The organism is Glutamicibacter sp. AOP5-A2-18 (assembly GCF_052446055.1).
GTDB lineage: Bacteria > Actinomycetota > Actinomycetes > Actinomycetales > Micrococcaceae > Glutamicibacter.
Window position 1 is genome coordinate 289,877 of record NZ_JBQSVW010000001.1, and the last position, 19,207, is coordinate 309,083.

Genomic DNA, 19,207 nt, shown 5'->3' on the forward strand with positions numbered 1-19,207 from the left:
GGTCTGAACAATGAAATGTGACTTCGTGGCTTGGAATGATTGCTTTGTTACGGCTACAAATGAATGACAACCCATCCAGAGCGGCTGAGAGATCTGGCTCGACGACGCCGCAGCAACCACCCGAATCGCGGGACGGTGCTACCGCCAGGACCGATGGAAAGAATTGAGGACTTCAATGTCATTTGGCGAGTCGCCGAACACTTCCGGTTTGGACTTCAACCAGCTCAGCGATCCTTCGCAGGCTAGCGCCATGGGACTAGATGACTTCGAAGAGCAACTGTCTACGCGGCAACTACTCAAAGTCACTCCCGGTCCGGGCGCGGACGAACAGTATGACCGTTTGGCTGAAATTTTCCGTCCGGTATTCGCTCAGATCGCGTCGACCGCACGGGACCGCGATCGCAACCGCGTGCTACCTTTTGAACAGGTAGGCCTGCTGAACCGCGACCGCTTTGGTGCGCTGCGCATTCCAGTTTCTGAGGGCGGCTACGGCGCACGTCTGGTTGACGTGTTCCGCCTGCTGATTGAACTTTCCGAGGCTGATTCCCATGTTGGCCAGCTCTGGCGAGCACACATCGCCTTTGTGGAGAGCATTCTGATTCTTGAAGATCAAGAGCTGCGCAACAAGTGGGTTACCCGTATTGCTGCCGGTCAGATTGTCGGCAATGCGTACACCGAACGTGGCGGCAACGCACTAGGTACGCTGAACACCAAGGTCACCGAGTCTGATGGCCGCTGGCTAGTTGACGGTGAAAAGTACTACTGCACCGGCACCATCTTTGCCGACTGGACCGCAGTGGCAGTGGCCCATCCAGAAAAGGCTGGCCGGCAGATTGCCGTCGTTTCCACCCAACGCAGTGGCGTAAAAATCCTTGACGATTGGGATGGGTTTGGTCAGGGGCTGACCGGTACCGGCACCACCGAGTTCCATCAGGTGCCCGTGGACTGTTTTATCCCACAGGCAACTAACGACTCCGAAGCTGCGATCTACCAGCTGGTCCTCACCGCAGTGCAAGCAGGTATTGCCCGCGCCGCGCTGAACGATCTGCGCCAGTCGGTCCAGAACCGTACCCGTATCTTCACCACCGGCACAGGCGTTCCTGCCTACCGCGAACCACAGGTACTTCAGCTGGTCGGCGAAGTCTCAGCAGAGTCCTTCGCCGTCGACTCGGTAGTGATTGGCGCAGTACTAGAAGTTGAAGCAGCACTGGTAGACCCAGGACTGAACGACGAGGAACGCTACGCGGTCTGTGAACTATCGGCTAACCGCGCCCAGACCATCGTGCAACCGTTGGTGCTCGGAGCAACCAGCAAACTCTTTGACGGTTTAGGGGCCTCATCAACCAGCATTGTGTGCAACCTAGATCGGCACTGGCGTAACGCACGAACCATCGCCACCCACAACCCGGCCATGTACAAGGCGCGCATCGTGGGGGACTACGAAATCAATGCGGTTCAGCCTCAACGTCTCTTGGTCACCGGCGAAGACAGCAACCACCAAAACTACGGCGCCTAAGCGCCTAATTTCTAATTTCACCAATACAGATTCACGGCAAGGAGAACACCTATGAGCACGAAGCGCGAAATTCTCTTCAACGCATTCGACATGAACTGCGTGGTGCACCAGTCGCCAGGTCTGTGGCGTCACCCAGATGACAAAGCCTCAACGTACAACACCATCGGCTACTGGACCCACCTAGCGAAGGTGCTAGAAAAGGGTAAGTTCGACGGCCTGTTTATTGCCGACGTACTAGGTACCTACGATGTCTTTAACGGCACCAACGAATCCCCACTGCGCTCGGGCGCACAGGCACCGGTTAATGACCCGATGATGCTGGTCTCGGCCATGGCTGCAGTAACTGAAAACTTGGGCTTCGGCGTCACCGCCGGAACCGCCTATGAGCACCCATATGCTTTTGCCCGTCGTCTGGCTACCTTGGATCACCTCACCGATGGTCGTGTGGGTTGGAACGTGGTCACCGGTTACTTGCCTTCGGCCGCCCGCAATATGGGCCAAGAAGACCAGATGGAACACGACGAGCGTTATGACCACGCCGACGAATACCTCGAAGTGGTCTACAAGTTGCTTGAAGGCTCGTGGGAAGATGACGCGGTTCAGAACAACAAGGAAACCGGGATCTACACGGACCCGGAAAAGGTGCACAATATTGAGCACGAGGGCAAGTACTTTAAGGTGCCCGGTATTGCTATCACTGAGCCGTCCACCCAGCGCACCCCGGTGATCTACCAGGCCGGCGCTTCTTCACGTGGCATCAAGTTCGCCTCACAGAACGCTGAAGCAGTATTTGTTACCAGCCCTACCCGCGAAATCCTCAAGGCTACGGTCACCAAGATTCGTGACGCTGTTGAGGCTGCTGGCCGCGACCGTTACGACGTGAAGATTTTCGCCATGCAGACCATCATCACCGATGAGACCTCTGAAAAGGCTCAGGCCAAGTACGAAGACTACAAGTCCTACGCGGACGTCGAAGGTGCACAGGTACTGATCTCCGGTTGGATGGGCGTTGACCTCTCAGAGCTGGATCCCGATGAGCCACTGGGTTCCAACGTCAAGTCCAACGCCATCCAGTCTTCGGTGGAGACCTTCCAGAAGGCCAGCGGCGATGACGGCAACCCATGGACCATCCGTCAGCTTGCTGAATGGGTTGGTGTTGGCGGCTTCGGACCAATCACCGTTGGCTCGGGCCCAGAGGTTGCAGACAAGCTCATTGACTGGGTGGACTACACCGACGTTGATGGTTTTAACCTCGCCTACGCCGTGACCCCGGCAACCTTCGAAGATGTTGTTGAGTATGTTGTTCCTGAGCTACAGGCTCGTGGTGCCTACAAGACCGAATACGCCGACGGTTCGCTGCGTAACAAGCTCTTCGGTACCGGGGACCGCGTGAAGGAAACTCACCGCGCCGCGAAGTACAAGATCAGCAATCGCTTGGCTGCCAAGAGCTAAAGTTCCTAAGGCCTAGCTAGCTACAAAGCGTGGAGGCGTTGTTCACTCAAGTGAACAACGCCTCCACGCTTTTGCGTTAGAAACTTACTTGGTTGGGTTAAGTACCAGGGCAGAACCTCCGCCACGGCGCACTGGTTCGGCCGCCGCCGTCAGCGTTCCGTCAGCATTGATTTCCACGGCTTCCACCGCACCAATTTCTGCCTGCGGGGTGAAAGAATCTCCGGCAGGAGTGAGCTTATGACCGAAGGCTTCCATCGCTGAACCGTACCTGGAGATGAACTCAGGTTCCGCGGTGACCGCGGCAGTATTGCGTTGCGAAGCACGAGGAGCAGCAATCGCCTCACTGATGCTCATGCCCAGATCATAGCGGTTGAGCAGGGTCTGCAACACCGTGGTGATGATGGTGGAACCACCAGGGGAACCGATGGCCATAACTGGCTTGCCGTCTTGCAAAACAATCGTTGGCGCCATCGAAGAGCGCGGACGCTTACCTGGTTCAAGACGGTTTGGATCTTGCGGATCATAAACGGTGGAGAAGTCGGTGAGCTCATTGTTCAGCAAGAACCCACGGCCTGGAACTACCATGCCCGAACCACCGGTCTGTTCAATGGTCAGCGTGTACGCGACCGCATTACCCCAACGGTCAACCACCGACAGGTGGGTGGTGGAGATGTTCTCGGTGTCTTGCTCCTTAGCTGGCTCAGCAGTACTTGCTGGGCACTGACCATCAAAGTTTGCGACATCACCCGGAGCCACCGGCTTAGTGGCGGCCTTAGCTGGATCGATTTCGCACGCACGGTCGGCACCAAAGAGCTTACTGGTCAAGGTTTGGGTGGGAACATCGACAAAGGCAGGATCTCCCACATACTTACCACGGTCAGCGTAAGCCAACGCGGTGGCCTCAAAGTAGTGGTGCAACGCGTCGGTTGGTTCCATTGATGCAAGGTTAAAATTGCTCAGAATATTCAGTGATTCACCAATGGTGGTTCCACCGCTAGAGGATGGGGCCATGCCATAAACATCTAGTCCACGGTATTTCACCGTGGTGGGCTCCTGCTCCGCGACCTTGAAGTTGGCAAGATCTTCGGTGCTCACGTAGCCAGCGGGTACTGGCAGTTTGGTATCTTCCACCTTGGGTGGAGCCTGCACGGTCTGGGAAATCTCTGAGGCGAGATCACCTTGGTAGAAAGCTTTTGGACCCTTGGCTGCCAACAGCCGGTACGTGTCGGCCAGCTCTGGATTCTTGAAAATGGTGCCTACCTTTGGGGCATCACCCTCAGGCAAGAAGAGGTCGCTGGTTGAGCTGAAAGCAGCAAAGCGTTCCTTGTTATCTTGAGTTTGTTCATGGAAGGTCTTGTCCACCACAAAGCCTCGCGAGGCGACCTGAGTTGCCGGTTTGAGAACCTGCTTGAGGCTTTGTGAACCCCAGTTATCTAGCGCCCGTTGCCAGGTGGCCACGGTGCCAGGAACGCCTACTGCTACACCGCTGGTGACCAGTTCGGGGGTGAAGTTATAGGGCTTTGAGGTAGCCGGATCGATGAAGGCATCATGCGGTATTGCTGCCGGCGCGGTTTCACGCCCATCGATGGTGCTGACCTTGCCCGTGGACGCGTCGTAGTACATGAAGTAGCCGCCGCCGCCAATGCCAGCGCTGTAGGGTTCGGTGACACCTAGGGCTGCAGCGGTAGCCACCGCGGCATCAACAGCGTTGCCACCCTTACGCAATACTTCGAGTCCTGCTGCCGAAGCTTCTGGATCCACGGAAGCTACTGCGCCTCCGGTACCGGTAGCAGTCGGGGTCTTTTCTGTGTGCCTTGGGTCAGCGCTCGCCGGGAGGACTGTGAAAGCTCCTAGTCCCAAAGAAAGAATCGTTGCGCCAGCCAAAGCGCGCAAACTTGATCGTTGCATACTCTGATCTCCTGAAAGAGGTGGGGATGAAGTATGCGTCAATTTACGGGAAGTGCTCGAAGCGCTAGGGGTGTGACACGAGCCATCTTTTTAGAAGCGTTGTAATTCCGCGCAAGTGATCACAATATTTATAGTTATGACGTTAGAACTGTGGGCAGTGATCCCCGACTAGTCAGTCGGGGATCACTGCCCACTTCAGCGTTGGTGCAGCTGGTTAGTTTACTGAGCCAGAGCTTCCTTGATGGTCTTACCCAACGATGCGGTTGGACGGCCAATGAGCTGGGAAAGATCTGCCGAGTTCACTTCCAGGGCACCGTCACGAACCTGCACGTCGGTATCAACCAGGATGTCTGCAAACTGTGCTGGCACGCCGGATTCGGTGTAGATCGCAACGAGCTTCTCTGGTTCAACTTCCTGGTAATTGACCTCTTGGCCGGCGGCGGCGCCCACGGCACCGGCCAGCTGACTCAGGGTGAAGGCCTTGTCGCCACCAAGTTCGTAGATCTTGCCGGACTCATTTTCTTCGGAGAGCAATACCGCTGCGGCTGCTTCTGCGTAGTCGGCACGTGGGGCGGCGCTGATCCTGCCGTTACCTGCGGCGCCGAGAACTACGCGGCTGTTGAGGTAGCCCAGGAGCTGATCGGTGTAGTTTTCGGTGTACCAACCGTTGCGTAGCAAGACGTATTCAATGCCGGAGCCCGCCAGTAACTGTTCGGTAGCCACATGCTCTTGCGCCAGTTTCATGTTGCCGGTCAGGGCATTGGCAATAGAGGTATAAGCAATCAGCGATACGTTCACGCGCTGGGCAGCGTTGATGACGTTCTCATGCTGGGTGATGCGCTGGCCAACTTCGCTACCTGAAATCAGAAGCAACTTGTCTACGCCTTCGAGAGCTGACACCAGGCTTGCCTCGACGTTGTAGTCAGCGGCGCGGGTCTCCAGACCCTTGCCCGCCAGAGGAGCGAGTTTTTCTTCAGAACGTCCAAGGGCAACCAGTTGTGCAGGATCTGCACCGCGCTCTAATAGTGCGTTGATAACCAGTTGGCCCAGCTGTCCGGTGGCTCCTGCAATTGCAATCTTCATGTTGTCCTCTCGTTGGTCTGCAAACTAATACAACCACGTCCCTCGCGGTTCAATTCCCGACGGTCAGTCGTGCGCATGAAACCAAAAGGGGAATCAATACGTCAAGGGTCGTCGTCTTGATTCGAAACCTTTGAGGAAAGTGAAGAATTGCTACGCAAACCAAAGCAATTTTTTGACGTTGTGAGTAAGTTTTGGTGACTTCATGACTTCCGTTTACGTAATTATTGTTCGGTCATGGCCATGGAAGACAGACTTAAATCGTTCGGACCGTACAACCGAACACACACCATCCAGAGCGACTGAGAGATCTGGCTCAACGACGTCGCAGCAACCACCCGTAAGGGAGCGGTGCTACAGCCAGGACCGATGGAGTACTTTCACTTCGCGACGGGAAAGTCTGTTTAAAGACAGGTTTTCCTCGTGAAGAACGCTCCGTATAACCAAGCAGTAAAGGAGCGATGATGATTCGTCTTGAGAACGTAACAACAACATTTGGCAATGGCCAGGATCAATTCACGGCAGTTAAAGACGTGACCCTGAACATTGAAGCCGGAAGCATTCACGGGATCATCGGCTTCTCCGGTGCTGGCAAGTCAACGCTGTTGCGCAACATCAACTTACTTCAGCGCCCAACCTCCGGTCAGGTTTTTGTCGATGACGTGGAACTTACCGGACTCAGCGATGGCGATTTGCGTAAGCAACGACATGAAATCGGAATGATTTTTCAGCACTTCAATCTGCTGAACAATCGCACCGCGTTGCAGAACGTGGAACTGAATCTGAAGTTTGCTGGTGTAGCAAAAAACGAGCGTCGCGAACGCGCCTTGGAAGCTTTGGCCATTGTTGATTTGGCTGACAAGGCCAGCGCATACCCAGGACAGCTTTCAGGCGGTCAGAAGCAACGCATCTCCATTGCACGAGCGTTGGTGACCGAGCCAAAAGTCCTCTTGTGCGATGAACCGACCAGTGCAGTGGATCCGCGAACCACGACCTCGGTGCTGCAGTACCTCAGCGACATCAACGCCAGCCTCGGAATCACCACAGTTATTGTCACGCACGAAATGAACGTTATTAAGGCCATCGCAGACCGCGTCTCGGTAATGGAAGACGGTTCAGTAGTTGAAGAGTTCGCCCTGAATGAGTTGCAAGAGCCTGGCTTTGAACCCACGACGCCTATCGGACGCTATCTGATCAGCGATGAAATTACGTTGAACCGCAGCCCAAAACCCGTTTCATCCTCATCAGCTGCCCACGTAGCGCGCGTATAAAGAACCTGGATTACCAATGAACTTATCTTCACTAGTGCTGGGCACGAGCAACGGCAGTGCAGCAGCTTTTAACTTTGACCGAATTGTTGAACTGGCCCCGGAAATTTGGGTGGCCATGGCACAAACTTTCGCCATGCTTCTGGTCGCCATTCCAATTGCAATTTTGCTCGGAACGCCACTGGGGATCTGGCTGTTCTCCATGTCGCCTAATGGTCTGCGTCCCCGTCCGCGGTTGCACCAGATTGTTGACGGAATAGTGAACACCATCCGTTCCTTCCCATTCCTTATTTTGCTGATTGCCATCATCCCGTTCACCCGGTTTGTGGTGGGAACGACCATTGGAACTGCTGCCGTCATTGTTCCGCTGACGATTAACGCGATTCCTTATTTTGCACGTTTTGTGGAACAGAACATCAGCCAGCTTGGCAATGGAGTTGTTGAAGCTGCGCAGGCCATGGGTGCTACCCGCGGACAGATCATTCGCGAAGTATTACTTGTCGAGGCAAGACCTGCACTGCTCTCATCTGTCACCATCATGACGGTCAGTTTCATCTCGTACTCAGCGATGGCCGGTCTGGTAGGTGGCGGAGGTATTGGCGATTTTGCTATCCGCTACGGCTACTACCGTTACGAAACCGGCGTCATGCTCCTAGCGATCATTCTGATGATCTTGCTGGTGCACGCAGTTCAGTTTGTTGGTACTCGGCTCTCGCGTGCAGCAGACAAACGCTAAACACTTCTTCTCAACTCGCACTTTATCTAAGGAAAACATCATGGCAGTATCTCGTCGTACTTTCTTGACCTTCGCCGCTGGCTCGGCAGCACTCTTAGGACTAACCTCATGTGGTCTGGTCGGAGGCGGAGAAGCTTCCGGAACTGGGGACAAGACCATCAAGATCATTGTCACCGAATCGGCTCCGTCACAGGAGCCCACCAAGATCGCTCAGAAGCTACTGGCTGAGAAGGGTTGGAAGCTGGATGCCACGTATGTCACCGATATCGTGCAGCCAAACCACGTGGTATCTAACGGTGAGTATGATGCGAACTTCTTCCAGCACGGTGCCTACCTTGAGCAGTTCAAGAAGGACCAGAACGTGGATGTGGATCCAGCCTTCTACATGTACAGTTCACCAGCCGGCGTGTACTCGAAAAAGTACGATTCCATCAAGGAACTGCCTAACGGTGCCACCATCGCATTGCCTGTAGATACCGCTAATAATGGTCGCGCATTGGCCCTGCTTGATAAGGCAGGGGTATTGAAGGTCACGCCAAACAAGAGCGTGATTCGCCTGTCGCAGAATGACATTTTGGAGAACCCAAAGAACTTCAAGTTTGTTGAAGTTGATCAGCAGTCATTGTCCAAGACTCTGCCGGACGTTGACGCCGGATTCCTCTTTGCTCGCCTCGGCGCCGAGATTGGTCTGAACCCAGACGACGCGTTGCTCTTTGAAAAGGAAGAAGAAGCACTTCCATACATCAACATCATTGGTGCCAAACCTGGATTCATGGATACCGAGAAGGGCAAAGTCCTTGAAGAGGCTTATCACTCAGATGAGGTCAAGCAAGTGGTACGCAGATTACCTTGACGGCGCTCTAGGCACCCCATGGGACCGCGACCTGGAAGCAGATTTCGCCACCTGGAATAAGTAGGCCTTGGCCCCACGACGATAGTTGATCCGCGTCGTGGGGCCACTACTTTTTGATACTGAACTTAGATACCGATGTCCTGCAGGGAGAAGCAATGACGACAATCGCCGCGGCAACAACAGAGAGCCACTACCAGGAACTGCTCAAGCGTTTCAGTGAAGTTTTCGCACGAATAGCTGAGGGAAGCCGAGAACGCGAACAAAACCGTGTTCTGCCATTTGAGCAGGTGCAGTGGCTCAAGGACGCAGGATTTACCACGTTGCGCGTACCTGAAAGTCACGGTGGCACACCAGTCAGTCACGAGCACCTCTTCCGTTTGCTGATTGAACTTGCCACGGCAGATTCCAATGTGGCTCATTTGTTGCGCAGCCATTTCGCCTTTGTAGAGACCATCGCATTGCAACCCGAGAAGTTTCAGGACCGTTGGTTCCCACGGGTGCTGGATGGTCAGATCTTTGGCAACGCTGCAACTGAACGTGGCGGCAACGCATTAGGCACCACGAATACCAAGCTCGTGAAGAACGCTGATGGCTGGGTCTTGCGCGGTGAAAAGTACTACACCACCGGATCGATTTTTGCTGATTGGGTTGTGGTCATGACCAGTACGCAAGGTGTTGAAGGGCGTCAGTACGCCATCGTTGACCGGAACGCTGACGGGGTGGAAATCCTGGATGATTGGGATGGGTTTGGCCAGCCATTGACCGGTACCGGTACTGCCATATTCACTGATGTTCCGGTTCAGGCCGAGAACATTATTCAGCGTAAAATCGCATCTACTCTGGAACCTGCGTTCTTCCAACTGTGTCTACTGTCGGTACTTGTAGGCATCGGTAAGGCCGCCCGCAATGAGGCAGCACAGATCGTAGCTACGCGTACCCGCACCTTTAACACCGGTTCGGGTTCTTTGTTCAAGGATGATCCGCAGATTCAAGAGTTGGTTGGACGCTTGGCGGCGAATGTTTTTGCTGCTGAATGCATAGTCACCACAGCAGCCCGCGAATTAGACGCGGCCCTAGATCCGCAGCTGGCTTTGGATTCTGATGCTGCGTACCTGCGTGCAGAGTTGGCAGTTCAACAAGCTCACGTAACCACACCAAAGCTGATTTTGGATGCCACCAGCGAACTCTTTGATGTCACCGGCGCGTCAGCGGTATCGACCTCTAAATCGTTAGATCGTTTCTGGCGCAATGCACGCACAGTTGCGACCCACAACCCGGTAGCCTTCAAGGCTCGCTCTGTGGGCGACTATTTCATCAACGGCACTGTGCCAAATGGCCTGAACTCTATCGGCGAAGCAAAAGCAGGGAAGTAATCATGGGAACTTTTGAATCACGTCCACGTTTGCTGCTCTCAGCATTCCTAATGAATACCTCAAGCCACATTCTTGGTGGCATGTGGCGTCACCCAGAAGCGCAGCAGCACCGTTTTAATGAACTGAATTTGTGGGTGGATTTGGCAAAGAAGCTGGAAGACGCCAAATTTGATGCGTTGTTCTTTGCCGATGTTGTGGGCCTTTATGGAGATCATGAGGGTGGTTGGGCATCCCACGTACGCAAGGGCCTACAGGTTCCTAGCCATGATCCGCTGGTACTGCTCTCTGCCTTGGCAACAAGCACCAAGGATATTGGTTTGGCCATGACCAGTTCTGTCATTCAGAGTCACCCTTTCCAATTTGCCCGACAGATTTCAACCCTTGACCACCTCTCGCAGGGCCGCGTTGCGTGGAATATCGTGACCAGCGTTCTAGAAAATGCACACCGCAACTTTGGTGGCAAGGACCTCGTAGCTCACGATGACCGCTACGGGTGGGCTGAAGAGTATGTGGAAGCTGCCTACAAGCTGTGGGAGGGGTCTTGGGAAGAGGACGCGTTGCTGGCCGACAAGGTCAACGGAATCTATGCTGATCCGTCCAAGGTCAACAAGATCAATCACCGTGGGGACTACTACCAAATTGATGGCCCACATCTTGCTTTGCCCAGCGCACAACGCACGCCGTTCCTCTTCCAAGCTGGATCATCAGCGCGCGGTTCGCAGTTCGCAGCAACGCACGCAGAAGCAACCTTCCTCTTCGCACCGCACGCAGAATATGTTGCAAAGAAAAACGCTCAGCTAACTGAAAATCTCGTTGCTGCAGGACGCCAGCGAGAAGACATCAAAGTCTTCGCAGGGTTGTCCTTTGTTGTTGGATCCACCGAGGCTGAAGCCAAAGCCTTGGAAGCCGAATACGACGAGTACTTGGATCTAGATGCGATTGTCGCGCACATTGGTGGCGGTCTGGGAGTAGATCTAGGCGGGTTGGATCTGGACACCCCATTGGGAGACATTCAGACCCAGGGTGCCCAAGGCGTACTTGAAGCGATCAAAGCTTCTGTCCCGGGCGGCAATCCTACGCTGAAGGACTTGGCCCATTACCGGGCCAAGGCGCAGCAAATCGTGGGTACCCCAGAAAGTATCGCTGATGAGCTTGAACGCTGGCAGGATGCAGGAATTGACGGCTTGAATATCATGAACCATGTGCTGCCTGGCTCCTACGACAACTTCATTGAAGGACTTATCCCTGAGTTGCGCCGACGAGGTCTGGCACAAAGCGAATATGAGCAGGGTAGCCTGCGACAAAAAATCTTTGGACGAGGAGACTACCTGCCACAGAACCATCCTGCGGCGCAGTATCGGGGAGCATTTTCCTCGCTGAGCGCAGCAGATACCGAGGCAGGCGTCCAACTGCAGAAGTAGAAGGATCACGTCAGTGAGGTCAGCAGTCTCAGGTCAAGGATCGCTGCTGACCAACTGAGGATTATCAAACTATGCAGTGTCGCAGGTGGAGCGAGTAATGTGGCGCGTATGCACAATAGTCACGTAAATGATCCCGCGGTGATTCGTCGGCTCTTGAGTACCCCGGGCAGGTGGGCAGTAGTTGGACTCACCAACAATCCCACCCGAGTAGCTCCGTCCATTGCACGATTCCTGCGTGATGAACTGTCTATGCAAATCATCCCGGTTTCACTAGATGCTCAGGATGTGATGGGGGAGCAAGGGTATTCAAAGCTTGCCGACATTCCAGGACCTGTTGATGTTGTTGACTGCTTTGTAAACTCGTCAAAAGTTGGCGATATCGTCGACCAGGCAATTGAGATCGGGGCCAAAGCTATTTGGATGCAGCTAGGTGTCATTGATCAAGACGCTGCCCAACGTGCCAAGCGTGCTGGGCTCGATGTTGTCATGAATACCTGCCCCAAAATTGAGTACCCGTTTCAGTAGTCGAGGCGAGAATGACAAACGATAAAAGCCAAGAAGTACTCGAACAAGCATGGGCGAAGCTGTGTTTGAGCCTGCCTTGTTCCTTCGCTGATTATCCTTTCGGTCCCGAATACACCGTCTTTAAAGTTTCGGGGCGGGACACGAGCAAGGCAAAAATGTTCGCGATGGTGATAAGCCTGCAAGGTGAGCCAGCGTTGAACCTCAAATGCGAGCCAGCGTTGTCAGATCAGCAACGCAGCGAGCACCCGGAAATCACGCCTGGCTACCATATGAACAAAAAGCATTGGAATACCGTCAGATCTGGTTTAGACCTTGAACTGATGCGAGAACTCATTGAAGATAGCTATGATCTTGTGGTCGAGGGCATGTCGGTGAGGGATAAAGAATACATTCGTTTGCAAGACACCATTAGCCACGGAGCCCTATACTAGAGGCATGTACTTCATCGTTGTTAAATATCAGGTAAAGCCAGAAAACACCGAGAACTTCATGGATCACGTTGCAGAGTTCACCAAGGCCACCCGCGCCGAAGAAGGTAACCTCTGGTTCGATTGGTCCGTGAGCGTGGAGGATCCCAACGAGTTCGTTCTTGTTGAAGCCTTCCGTGATGACGAGGCAGCTTCTGCCCACGTAAATTCCGCACACTTCGCAGCTGGCATCGAGTCCATGCGTCCGCTGCTAGTTTCTACTCCAAAGATCATCTCGCGCAAGGTTGAAGGCGACGATTGGGATTCCATGGGCGAATTGGTCATCGACTAATTTCCCAAACAGTGAAGGGACGTAACCACGAGATAATTCGTGGCTACGTCCCTTCGTTCATGTCCGGCTGTTTCTAGCGTCCGGCCTTGTTGCCGAAGCGGCGGATCAGTAGCAAGATGATGCCTGCCAAGACAATGACTCCTGCAACGATGCCAATCCAGCCAGCGGTGAAACCGGTATCGGCCAAATCCTCGGTGTCCTGCTGCTGAGAATCATCCGAGGAGTTATCCTTCGAATCGTCCTCTGACGGGGAAGATGAGTCGCTGGTTGGCGCTGAGCTATTAGTCGGCTCCGGAGAATCAGAGTCATCCTCAGATGGTGAGGATGGATCATCTGAAGAATCAGATTCGGAAGGTTCCGGTGTTTCAGTTACATCTTCGGACGGCGAAGGCGTAGCTGACGGCGAAGCCGACGGGGTCGGCTGTACTGGCGCTGCAACGACCGAGAAGTCAGTTGTAATGTCTTCATGCTGTACCTGCGAAACAATCAGCTGGTAGTCGCCAGGGGCTACAGAGCTTTTGACTGGAAGCTGGAACTTGGTGGTTCCGGATGCATCCGCAGCCGGGATGCCAGCAACCTCAACGGCGCCATCAAAAGCAGAAGCCGAGATTTGCGCGTTTTCTTCCAAACCGGTGACCGTCACCGTAACGTTTTCACCAGCGGTTGCTTCAGTTGGCGCAAGCGCAACCTTGGCCCAGTCGGTGCCAGCCAATGCTGCACGGCCTAGTGGAGATGGCGAGACTACATCGTGAGCCTTGAAGAAGTTCACGGTGGCATCAAGGTCAACCTGACCAGAATCAGAATGGTTGGTGCCCTCAGCGAAGGCCAAGAAGTTATCGCCACCGCCAGCCAAGAAAGCATTGGCGGCTACGCGGAAGGTCTCCGACTCATCCAGCGGCTTGCCGTTAAAGGTGATCTTCTTGATGTGTTTGCCTGCTGGGGCATCCTCAACGTAGGTGTAAGCCAGACCTTCAGAAATACCCAGCTGCAGCTTGTTACGTTCAGAGCCCTCAGGCTGCCACTGCTGTTCTAAGGCTTCACGGATCTGAGCTCCCGTGAGGTTAAAAGTCACAAGGGTATTAGCGAAAGGCTGGACCTCTGCGGCGCCCTGATAGGTGACGGTTCCGTCCTTGCCATACAGCAGATCAGCACGAAGACCGCCGGCGTTCATAAAGGCAATCTGAGCTGGCTTGCCAGCGAAGTCTTCATTGGAAGTGGCCCAGAGGTGAATATCTGCCACGGTGTTGCCTAAGGTAGATTCAACGCCGCGGTCTGAGCCTGGGGTCTGCCCACCACGCAAGATATCTTCCGAAATTGCGCCGACCTTCTTGCTGCCAACAACTTCAGCTTGGTCTTCGGCGTCCTTCACAATCTTCGCCACAGCTGGATCCGCCGCGTAGTTTGCCGTCCAGTTTCCCTCGGAATCTTCAGTGGCCAGCGGAAGACGTTCGCTGCTGGACTTCAAAACCTCACCGGTAGCAGGATCAACATCGAGGCTGACCTTGCCCAGAGTGGAACCGTACTGGTGCGATTGAATCACTGGTCGCTCGCCGGAAGGGCCAGCAATGGAGCAGTCATAGGAGCTGTGAGTGTGCCCGGAGAAGATCGCATCGATCTTGCCGCTGGCTTTGCGCAGTAGATCTCCGTACGCAGTGTCTTCGGCCGCGATGCTTGGGCATTCGGCATTGGCTGAACCATTGTGGGTTAACAACACAATCACGTCGGCTTCGCCGTTGGCGTTGTCGCCGTCGCTGAGCTGGGTAGCAACACGGTTGGCTGCCTCAAGTTCGCTTCCGATGCTCAAGCTTGAGATGCCGCTAGGTGAAACCAAGGACGGAATGTCTTCGGTTGCTGTGCCGATGAAGCCAACGGATAGCCCGCCCACTTCACGGATTGCGTACTCTTTCAGAGCTGGAGTTTTGGTGCCGGCCTTGTAGACGTTGGCGCCTAGCGCGAAGTCCGCACCTGGCTTTCCCGTTGCTTTGGCGAACCTGTCAACTACCCGTCCTTTGAGGTCCTCGTAGCCCTTATCGAACTCGTGGTTACCAACTACCGATACGTCCAGGCCAGCTGCACCCAATGCGTCGATTGTAGGAGCATCCTGCTGGGATGCGGAGGCGAAGGTCGAAGCTCCAATATTGTCACCAGCGGAGAGGAAAAGTGTGTTTTCGTTTTCGCTTCGAAGCTGGGTAACTGCTCCGGCCAAAACAGCGGCGCCGGCGGAATCCCTATCGGCTGCAATCCGGCCGTGGAAGTCGTTGATTCCCACAAGGTCCAAGGTCACCGGATCTGCTGCTGCGGTTGAGGCTGAGCTTTTGGTTGGCTCCTCGGTGGAAGCTGCCTGCGCAAGAGCGGTGCCGGTAGCTACGAGCGAAAGTGTTGCCAATGATGCGAGACTGAGTTTTCTCATCTGCTTGAATGCAGACATAGATGCTCCTAAAGAGTGACGAGTGTGACTACTTACATATCTATCCCATCTATATGAACCTGTCGATGCCTCGGTGTTAAATTGCCGTGAAGGACTACGACTTCTGGCGATTAAATAGTCAAAGCAATACACCAGCGGTGGGCTGACGTATTGCTTCGAAATGAATTTGGGGCTCTAGCGGCGACGTTTTTTTCGTGGTTCCGGGGACGTGACCGCAGAAGAACCCAAGATAATTCCCAACAGCAGCATCGCTGCAGCAATGAAGAATATTGTTGAAAGCACCCAGCAACCCATGGCTGCATCGCGATGGGAAGTATTCAAGGCAAACGCAAAAAGGCAGACGCTTGCTAGCAGCAGAAGGGCAGCTGACAACTTAGTCTTCATTGTTCGCCTTAGCAGCAGAGAATTTTACTGGCAGTCACAAAACATAATGACCATTAGCTTGATAAACACCATGATGCCACAAATCGATCAGGTTGACTATAGGTCTTAAGGAGGATATTTCTCCGCATAGCCAAGTTCTGTGTCTGCACAATGGGTCGATAGCCATTAATTACACGCAGGATTTTAGAATGCGCTCAATGGTGTCGTGTTCTGCCTTTGTCATCCACGCGCCGTACTTGGCTTTGACCTGTGTCTGGCGTGAGACGTATTCGCAGCGGAAGCTTTTGTTGGGCGGGAGCCAGGAAGCTGCGTCCTTGTCGCTCTTGGATCCGTTGGTCGGTCCGTCCGAAGCCATGAGGTTTAGCGGATCGTTGGCAAATTCGAAGCGTGCTTTTTCACTCCAGCGCTGTGCACCCTTTTGCCAGGCATCGGATAGGGGAACAACGTGATCAATCTGAACTGCAGTGCTGGTGTTCTGACCGCGAACAAACTTGATAGTTGTATTGGTATACGGATCGTGAAAGATTCCGCTGAGCACTACGCAAGGCCTTGACGCTGATTTGTACTTCACGTTTTCCAGATCGCGGGTCAGAATGTCATTGCGGGCATCACATCCGTTGTGATCCGGATCTTTCCAACCATTACTGAATTTTTCTCGCTCGTACCCGGTCTTTGGCGCACGGCCCTTAATGTCAATGTTCGCCAACAGATCCAGGGAGTCAGCGTAGCCGGCACGTTGCTTGGCAGAATCTTGTGAAGGGGCCGCCTGAGCATCCGGCGTTGTGTAAAGATCGATGGAATCCAAGGTTGAGCAACCGCTCATGACCATAGATGAAGCGATGAGGGCAAAAGCAATGGTGCGGCGCAGCAAACGCATGCGGTGGTACGACTCCTAGGGCGACGAAAAGTAGGGGAGAGCCCCCCTAGAAAACTATATGGATCGCAGCGGACCATTTAGACGGCTGCGCGACGTGTTTCAGTGTGAGATCTATGGGAAATTTGTGGTGAAGTATCCGTTGACTGCGAATTACTTGCTCTCTACGTGCGCCAATATCCGTTGTTTAACTTGGCGTCGTGGCATAGGGTCAAAGAAAGTTTTGCAGTGTGGTGACTCGGAGAATATATGAAGCGGATTGTGCCAGTGGCTGTTGTGCTTGTTTGTGCTCTCACCTCGTGCACCACTCCGGTCTCGAAGCTGAAACCTTCGCAAGAACCGACCGTGTCCGTTGTTGAAGAGACCACGCAAGAACAATCGTCCGGGCTTGACCCGTCATGGTTTCCGCCAATGGCCAATTTTGGCCACACGATTCTAGCGGACAATGGTTTGCTGAATATCGAAAATGATCAGGGTGGCGAATTCATGGCAGTCAACGGTGACCACTCGGTGGCGTCATCGGTAAACACATTTCGGTTTAGCGACGAGGGTGAAGCGCTGCCGGAGACTTTGATCTATCGAGTTCAATCCGGGACAAAAATCTTCTCAGGTATGCCTGCCAAGGCACCGGAGCGGTTCAACTTCAAGTGCAGGTGGGTCAGGAAATGATCGCTGAAGATACCGCGCAATGCGCAATCCCGGCCGATGAGCTTAGCATGGAATTTGATGTCCCGGCCGGCCCTGAAGTAACGATCATAGAACAACCTAGCCCGGAGACGCGCGGATTCTACGAGATAGCATTTTACGACTAAATCGGTCCTCAGAATAGCTGGGTCGAGTGCCTCGGGAGATTGACTCCTAGCCTGCCTTCGCGAAGGGTCCAGTATGAAGAGATATGCGTTGCTCGTTTATCTAGATTCCCGTACTTGGTGATGTGGTTAATGGCCTTGACCGTTGAACGCTCGGCGTGAGCGATTACCCCGATTGGTGCCGTTGGTAACGGCAAAGTGCGTAGCGCTTCGGCGATAACGTGACTGCGCCCGGCTGGATCTTGATTCCGCGGAAGCCAGCTTAAAACAACCCCTTCGGGATGTTTCACGTCAAACATTGAAGTTGCCTCGGCAACTTCGAGCAGTGCCACCCCTTGTGCCTGTGCCGGTAGGGCTTCTAGAACTTTGGCAATCGCAGGCAACCCCGCTTCATCGGCAGCAAGCACATAGTATTGAGCATCCAGCGAAGGGGAGGACTTGCTGCGAGCTGGAGAAATAACTAATGGTTCTCCCGGCTTTGCATGTGCTGCCCAATGCCCAACCGTCCCTGGATCTCCATGAACTACAAAATCTATGGAGAGCTCGTTGAGCGCGGTGTCGACCCAACGGATCGTATAAGACTTTGAGCGGGGTACCTGTTCGCGCGGCAGTCGGTGACGCAAGGCATGGATGTCATAGGGCGGTACTAAGCCAAGTTCAGGGTCGGCTACATAGACCTTGACGTATTGGTCTAACGCCGAGTTGGAACGAAAGCCAGCTAAGTCTGGGGCGGCACCAATGATGCGAACCATATTGGCAGAGAGCTGTTCTATCCGCGTGATGGTCAGGACATGTTGCTCAACTTTTTTGCGAGGTGCCTGGAAGTTTCCGAGCGACGGGGAGTACTGGGCCAGAGGTTCTTCATAGTTCTTTGGAGAAACTTGAGTAGCAACAGTTTCAGGATCAGCGGACAGCTGTGGCTCAGCGTTTGAACGGAAAGAACTTCGAAGCGTTTTGTCGATCACCTTACGGGCGGCGAGCAGCGCAGCTGCTGATCCGGCGCGCTGAGCTGCTGCCAGCAACTCTTCGGTCTCTTGTTCGTTGAGGATCTCGTTGTTGTTACCAATGCTGCGGTAGAGCTCTTCTTTTGCCACCGCATATCCAGCCTTGGCCCCAGCTTTTTCGGCGATGGCCAATACTTCTAAGGTCAGTCGCTCACCTGCGGGGATCGCGCTTGAAACGTGGTGCCCGCGATGCTTGTAGTGTTTAGACATTGGTGCGCTGCCCCCTCAAAGTGCTGTCGCAGTATTTGGCTCCTAAGGCTGAGTATGAGCGAGATTGAGGAAACAAAACAAGTGTTCTTATACCTAGATGTCATCTTTGGGTAGCCGTGCTGAGGACATGAATTGAGGGTCGAAGCTGGCAACGGTATTCGATATTCGATTCATTCGACAATAGGAGTTCTGAGTAACTAAAATTAGCCCCATGTCTGATTCGTTGCCTCCGTGCCCAAAGTGCTCCAGCGAGTACACCTACGAACTTGATGCGTTGCTGGTTTGCCCTGAATGCGCACATGAATGGAGCGCTGAAACCGAGGAATCGGAACCAACCGAGACCGTCATTAAGGACGCAGTGGGCAACGTTCTGCAGGATGGTGACACTGTCAGCATTACCAAGACCATGAAGGTCAAGGGCGCCCAGAGTGCACTGAAAGCCGGCACTAAGGTCCGCAACATTCGCCTAGAGCCAGGCTCCGGCGATCACGATATCGCCGCAAAGGTGGACGGCTTCGGCCACATGGAACTCAAGTCTTCCATCGTGAAGAAGATCTAATACTTCACCACGGTGATACTGGCGGTCAGCTTTCCTTCGAGGAAGCTG

Annotated in this window: 18 protein-coding genes and 2 riboswitches; of the genes, 13 read left to right on the plus strand and 5 right to left on the minus strand. The window is 53.9% G+C overall.

The window, feature by feature from the left end; translation table 11 throughout:
* Positions 1–68 precede the first annotated feature (68 nt).
* A riboswitch (SAM riboswitch) is annotated at positions 69–160 on the plus strand.
* A gap of 15 nt (positions 161–175) precedes the next feature.
* Positions 176–1,516 carry an acyl-CoA dehydrogenase family protein gene (locus ACT3RW_RS01390; protein ID WP_444612567.1) on the plus strand — a complete coding sequence of 447 codons (1,341 nt, stop codon included), beginning with the start codon at positions 176–178 and terminating at the stop codon, positions 1,514–1,516.
* A 51-nt stretch (positions 1,517–1,567) separates the two neighbouring features.
* Positions 1,568–2,968, plus strand: coding sequence for an LLM class flavin-dependent oxidoreductase (locus ACT3RW_RS01395; RefSeq protein ID WP_444612568.1), 1,401 nt, complete (start codon positions 1,568–1,570; stop codon positions 2,966–2,968).
* Positions 2,969–3,052: 84 nt separating this feature from the next.
* Here the strand turns inward: ACT3RW_RS01395 and ggt are convergent, their stop codons facing one another.
* On the minus strand, positions 3,053–4,876 hold the full coding sequence (ggt, locus tag ACT3RW_RS01400) for a gamma-glutamyltransferase (protein ID WP_444612569.1): 1,824 nt from the start codon (positions 4,874–4,876) through the stop codon (positions 3,053–3,055).
* A gap of 219 nt (positions 4,877–5,095) precedes the next feature.
* Positions 5,096–5,959, minus strand: coding sequence for an SDR family oxidoreductase (locus tag ACT3RW_RS01405; RefSeq protein ID WP_444612570.1), 864 nt, complete (start codon positions 5,957–5,959; stop codon positions 5,096–5,098).
* A gap of 283 nt (positions 5,960–6,242) precedes the next feature.
* A riboswitch (SAM riboswitch) is annotated at positions 6,243–6,332 on the plus strand.
* Positions 6,333–6,417: 85 nt separating this feature from the next.
* On the opposite strand from ACT3RW_RS01405, the gene ACT3RW_RS01410 reads away from it, so the two are divergent.
* The 8 genes from ACT3RW_RS01410 to ACT3RW_RS01445 all read left to right on the plus strand — a co-directional run bounded on the left by ACT3RW_RS01410 (position 6,418) and on the right by ACT3RW_RS01445 (position 12,891).
* A complete protein-coding gene (locus ACT3RW_RS01410) occupies positions 6,418–7,227 on the plus strand; it encodes a methionine ABC transporter ATP-binding protein (protein WP_242632612.1) in 810 nt (269 codons plus the stop codon).
* 16 nt (positions 7,228–7,243) lie between these two features.
* Positions 7,244–7,960, plus strand: a complete 717-nt coding sequence (locus tag ACT3RW_RS01415; RefSeq protein WP_444612571.1) for a methionine ABC transporter permease — start codon at positions 7,244–7,246, stop codon at positions 7,958–7,960.
* 40 nt (positions 7,961–8,000) lie between these two features.
* The gene (locus ACT3RW_RS01420; RefSeq protein ID WP_444612572.1) at positions 8,001–8,813 is read left to right on the plus strand and encodes a MetQ/NlpA family ABC transporter substrate-binding protein; all 813 of its coding nucleotides are present in this window, start codon (positions 8,001–8,003) and stop codon (positions 8,811–8,813) included.
* 155 nt (positions 8,814–8,968) lie between these two features.
* Complete coding sequence (locus ACT3RW_RS01425; RefSeq protein WP_131090566.1) at positions 8,969–10,186, plus strand: acyl-CoA dehydrogenase family protein; 1,218 nt, start codon at positions 8,969–8,971, stop codon at positions 10,184–10,186.
* 2 nt (positions 10,187–10,188) lie between these two features.
* Complete coding sequence (locus ACT3RW_RS01430) at positions 10,189–11,607, plus strand: NtaA/DmoA family FMN-dependent monooxygenase (RefSeq protein WP_444612573.1); 1,419 nt, start codon at positions 10,189–10,191, stop codon at positions 11,605–11,607.
* A 108-nt stretch (positions 11,608–11,715) separates the two neighbouring features.
* Positions 11,716–12,132: a CoA-binding protein gene (locus ACT3RW_RS01435; RefSeq protein WP_444612574.1), complete on the plus strand. Its 417-nt coding sequence runs from the start codon at positions 11,716–11,718 to the stop codon at positions 12,130–12,132.
* An 11-nt stretch (positions 12,133–12,143) separates the two neighbouring features.
* A complete protein-coding gene (locus ACT3RW_RS01440) occupies positions 12,144–12,563 on the plus strand; it encodes an MmcQ/YjbR family DNA-binding protein (protein ID WP_131090563.1) in 420 nt (139 codons plus the stop codon).
* Positions 12,564–12,567: 4 nt separating this feature from the next.
* Positions 12,568–12,891: a putative quinol monooxygenase gene (locus tag ACT3RW_RS01445; RefSeq protein WP_131090562.1), complete on the plus strand. Its 324-nt coding sequence runs from the start codon at positions 12,568–12,570 to the stop codon at positions 12,889–12,891.
* Between the two features lie 73 nt (positions 12,892–12,964).
* On the opposite strand, the gene ACT3RW_RS01450 is transcribed toward ACT3RW_RS01445, so the two are convergent.
* Positions 12,965–15,319, minus strand: a complete 2,355-nt coding sequence (locus ACT3RW_RS01450) for a 5'-nucleotidase C-terminal domain-containing protein (protein ID WP_444612575.1) — start codon at positions 15,317–15,319, stop codon at positions 12,965–12,967.
* A 208-nt stretch (positions 15,320–15,527) separates the two neighbouring features.
* On the opposite strand from ACT3RW_RS01450, the gene ACT3RW_RS01455 reads away from it, so the two are divergent.
* Positions 15,528–15,812 (plus strand): hypothetical protein, encoded by a 285-nt coding sequence (locus ACT3RW_RS01455; RefSeq protein ID WP_444612576.1) that lies wholly within the window; start codon positions 15,528–15,530, stop codon positions 15,810–15,812.
* 60 nt (positions 15,813–15,872) lie between these two features.
* On the opposite strand, the gene ACT3RW_RS01460 is transcribed toward ACT3RW_RS01455, so the two are convergent.
* Complete coding sequence (locus ACT3RW_RS01460; protein ID WP_444612577.1) at positions 15,873–16,580, minus strand: HNH endonuclease family protein; 708 nt, start codon at positions 16,578–16,580, stop codon at positions 15,873–15,875.
* Between the two features lie 342 nt (positions 16,581–16,922).
* Here ACT3RW_RS01460 and ACT3RW_RS01465 point away from each other — a divergent pair, with 342 nt between their 5' ends.
* Positions 16,923–17,246: a hypothetical protein gene (locus ACT3RW_RS01465; RefSeq protein ID WP_444612578.1), complete on the plus strand. Its 324-nt coding sequence runs from the start codon at positions 16,923–16,925 to the stop codon at positions 17,244–17,246.
* 151 nt (positions 17,247–17,397) lie between these two features.
* Here the strand turns inward: ACT3RW_RS01465 and ACT3RW_RS01470 are convergent, their stop codons facing one another.
* Positions 17,398–18,600: a siderophore-interacting protein gene (locus tag ACT3RW_RS01470; protein ID WP_444612579.1), complete on the minus strand. Its 1,203-nt coding sequence runs from the start codon at positions 18,598–18,600 to the stop codon at positions 17,398–17,400.
* Between the two features lie 211 nt (positions 18,601–18,811).
* Between ACT3RW_RS01470 and ACT3RW_RS01475 the strand changes: the two genes are divergently transcribed.
* A complete protein-coding gene (locus ACT3RW_RS01475) occupies positions 18,812–19,159 on the plus strand; it encodes a zinc ribbon domain-containing protein YjdM (RefSeq protein ID WP_444612580.1) in 348 nt (115 codons plus the stop codon).
* Positions 19,160–19,207 lie beyond the last annotated feature (48 nt).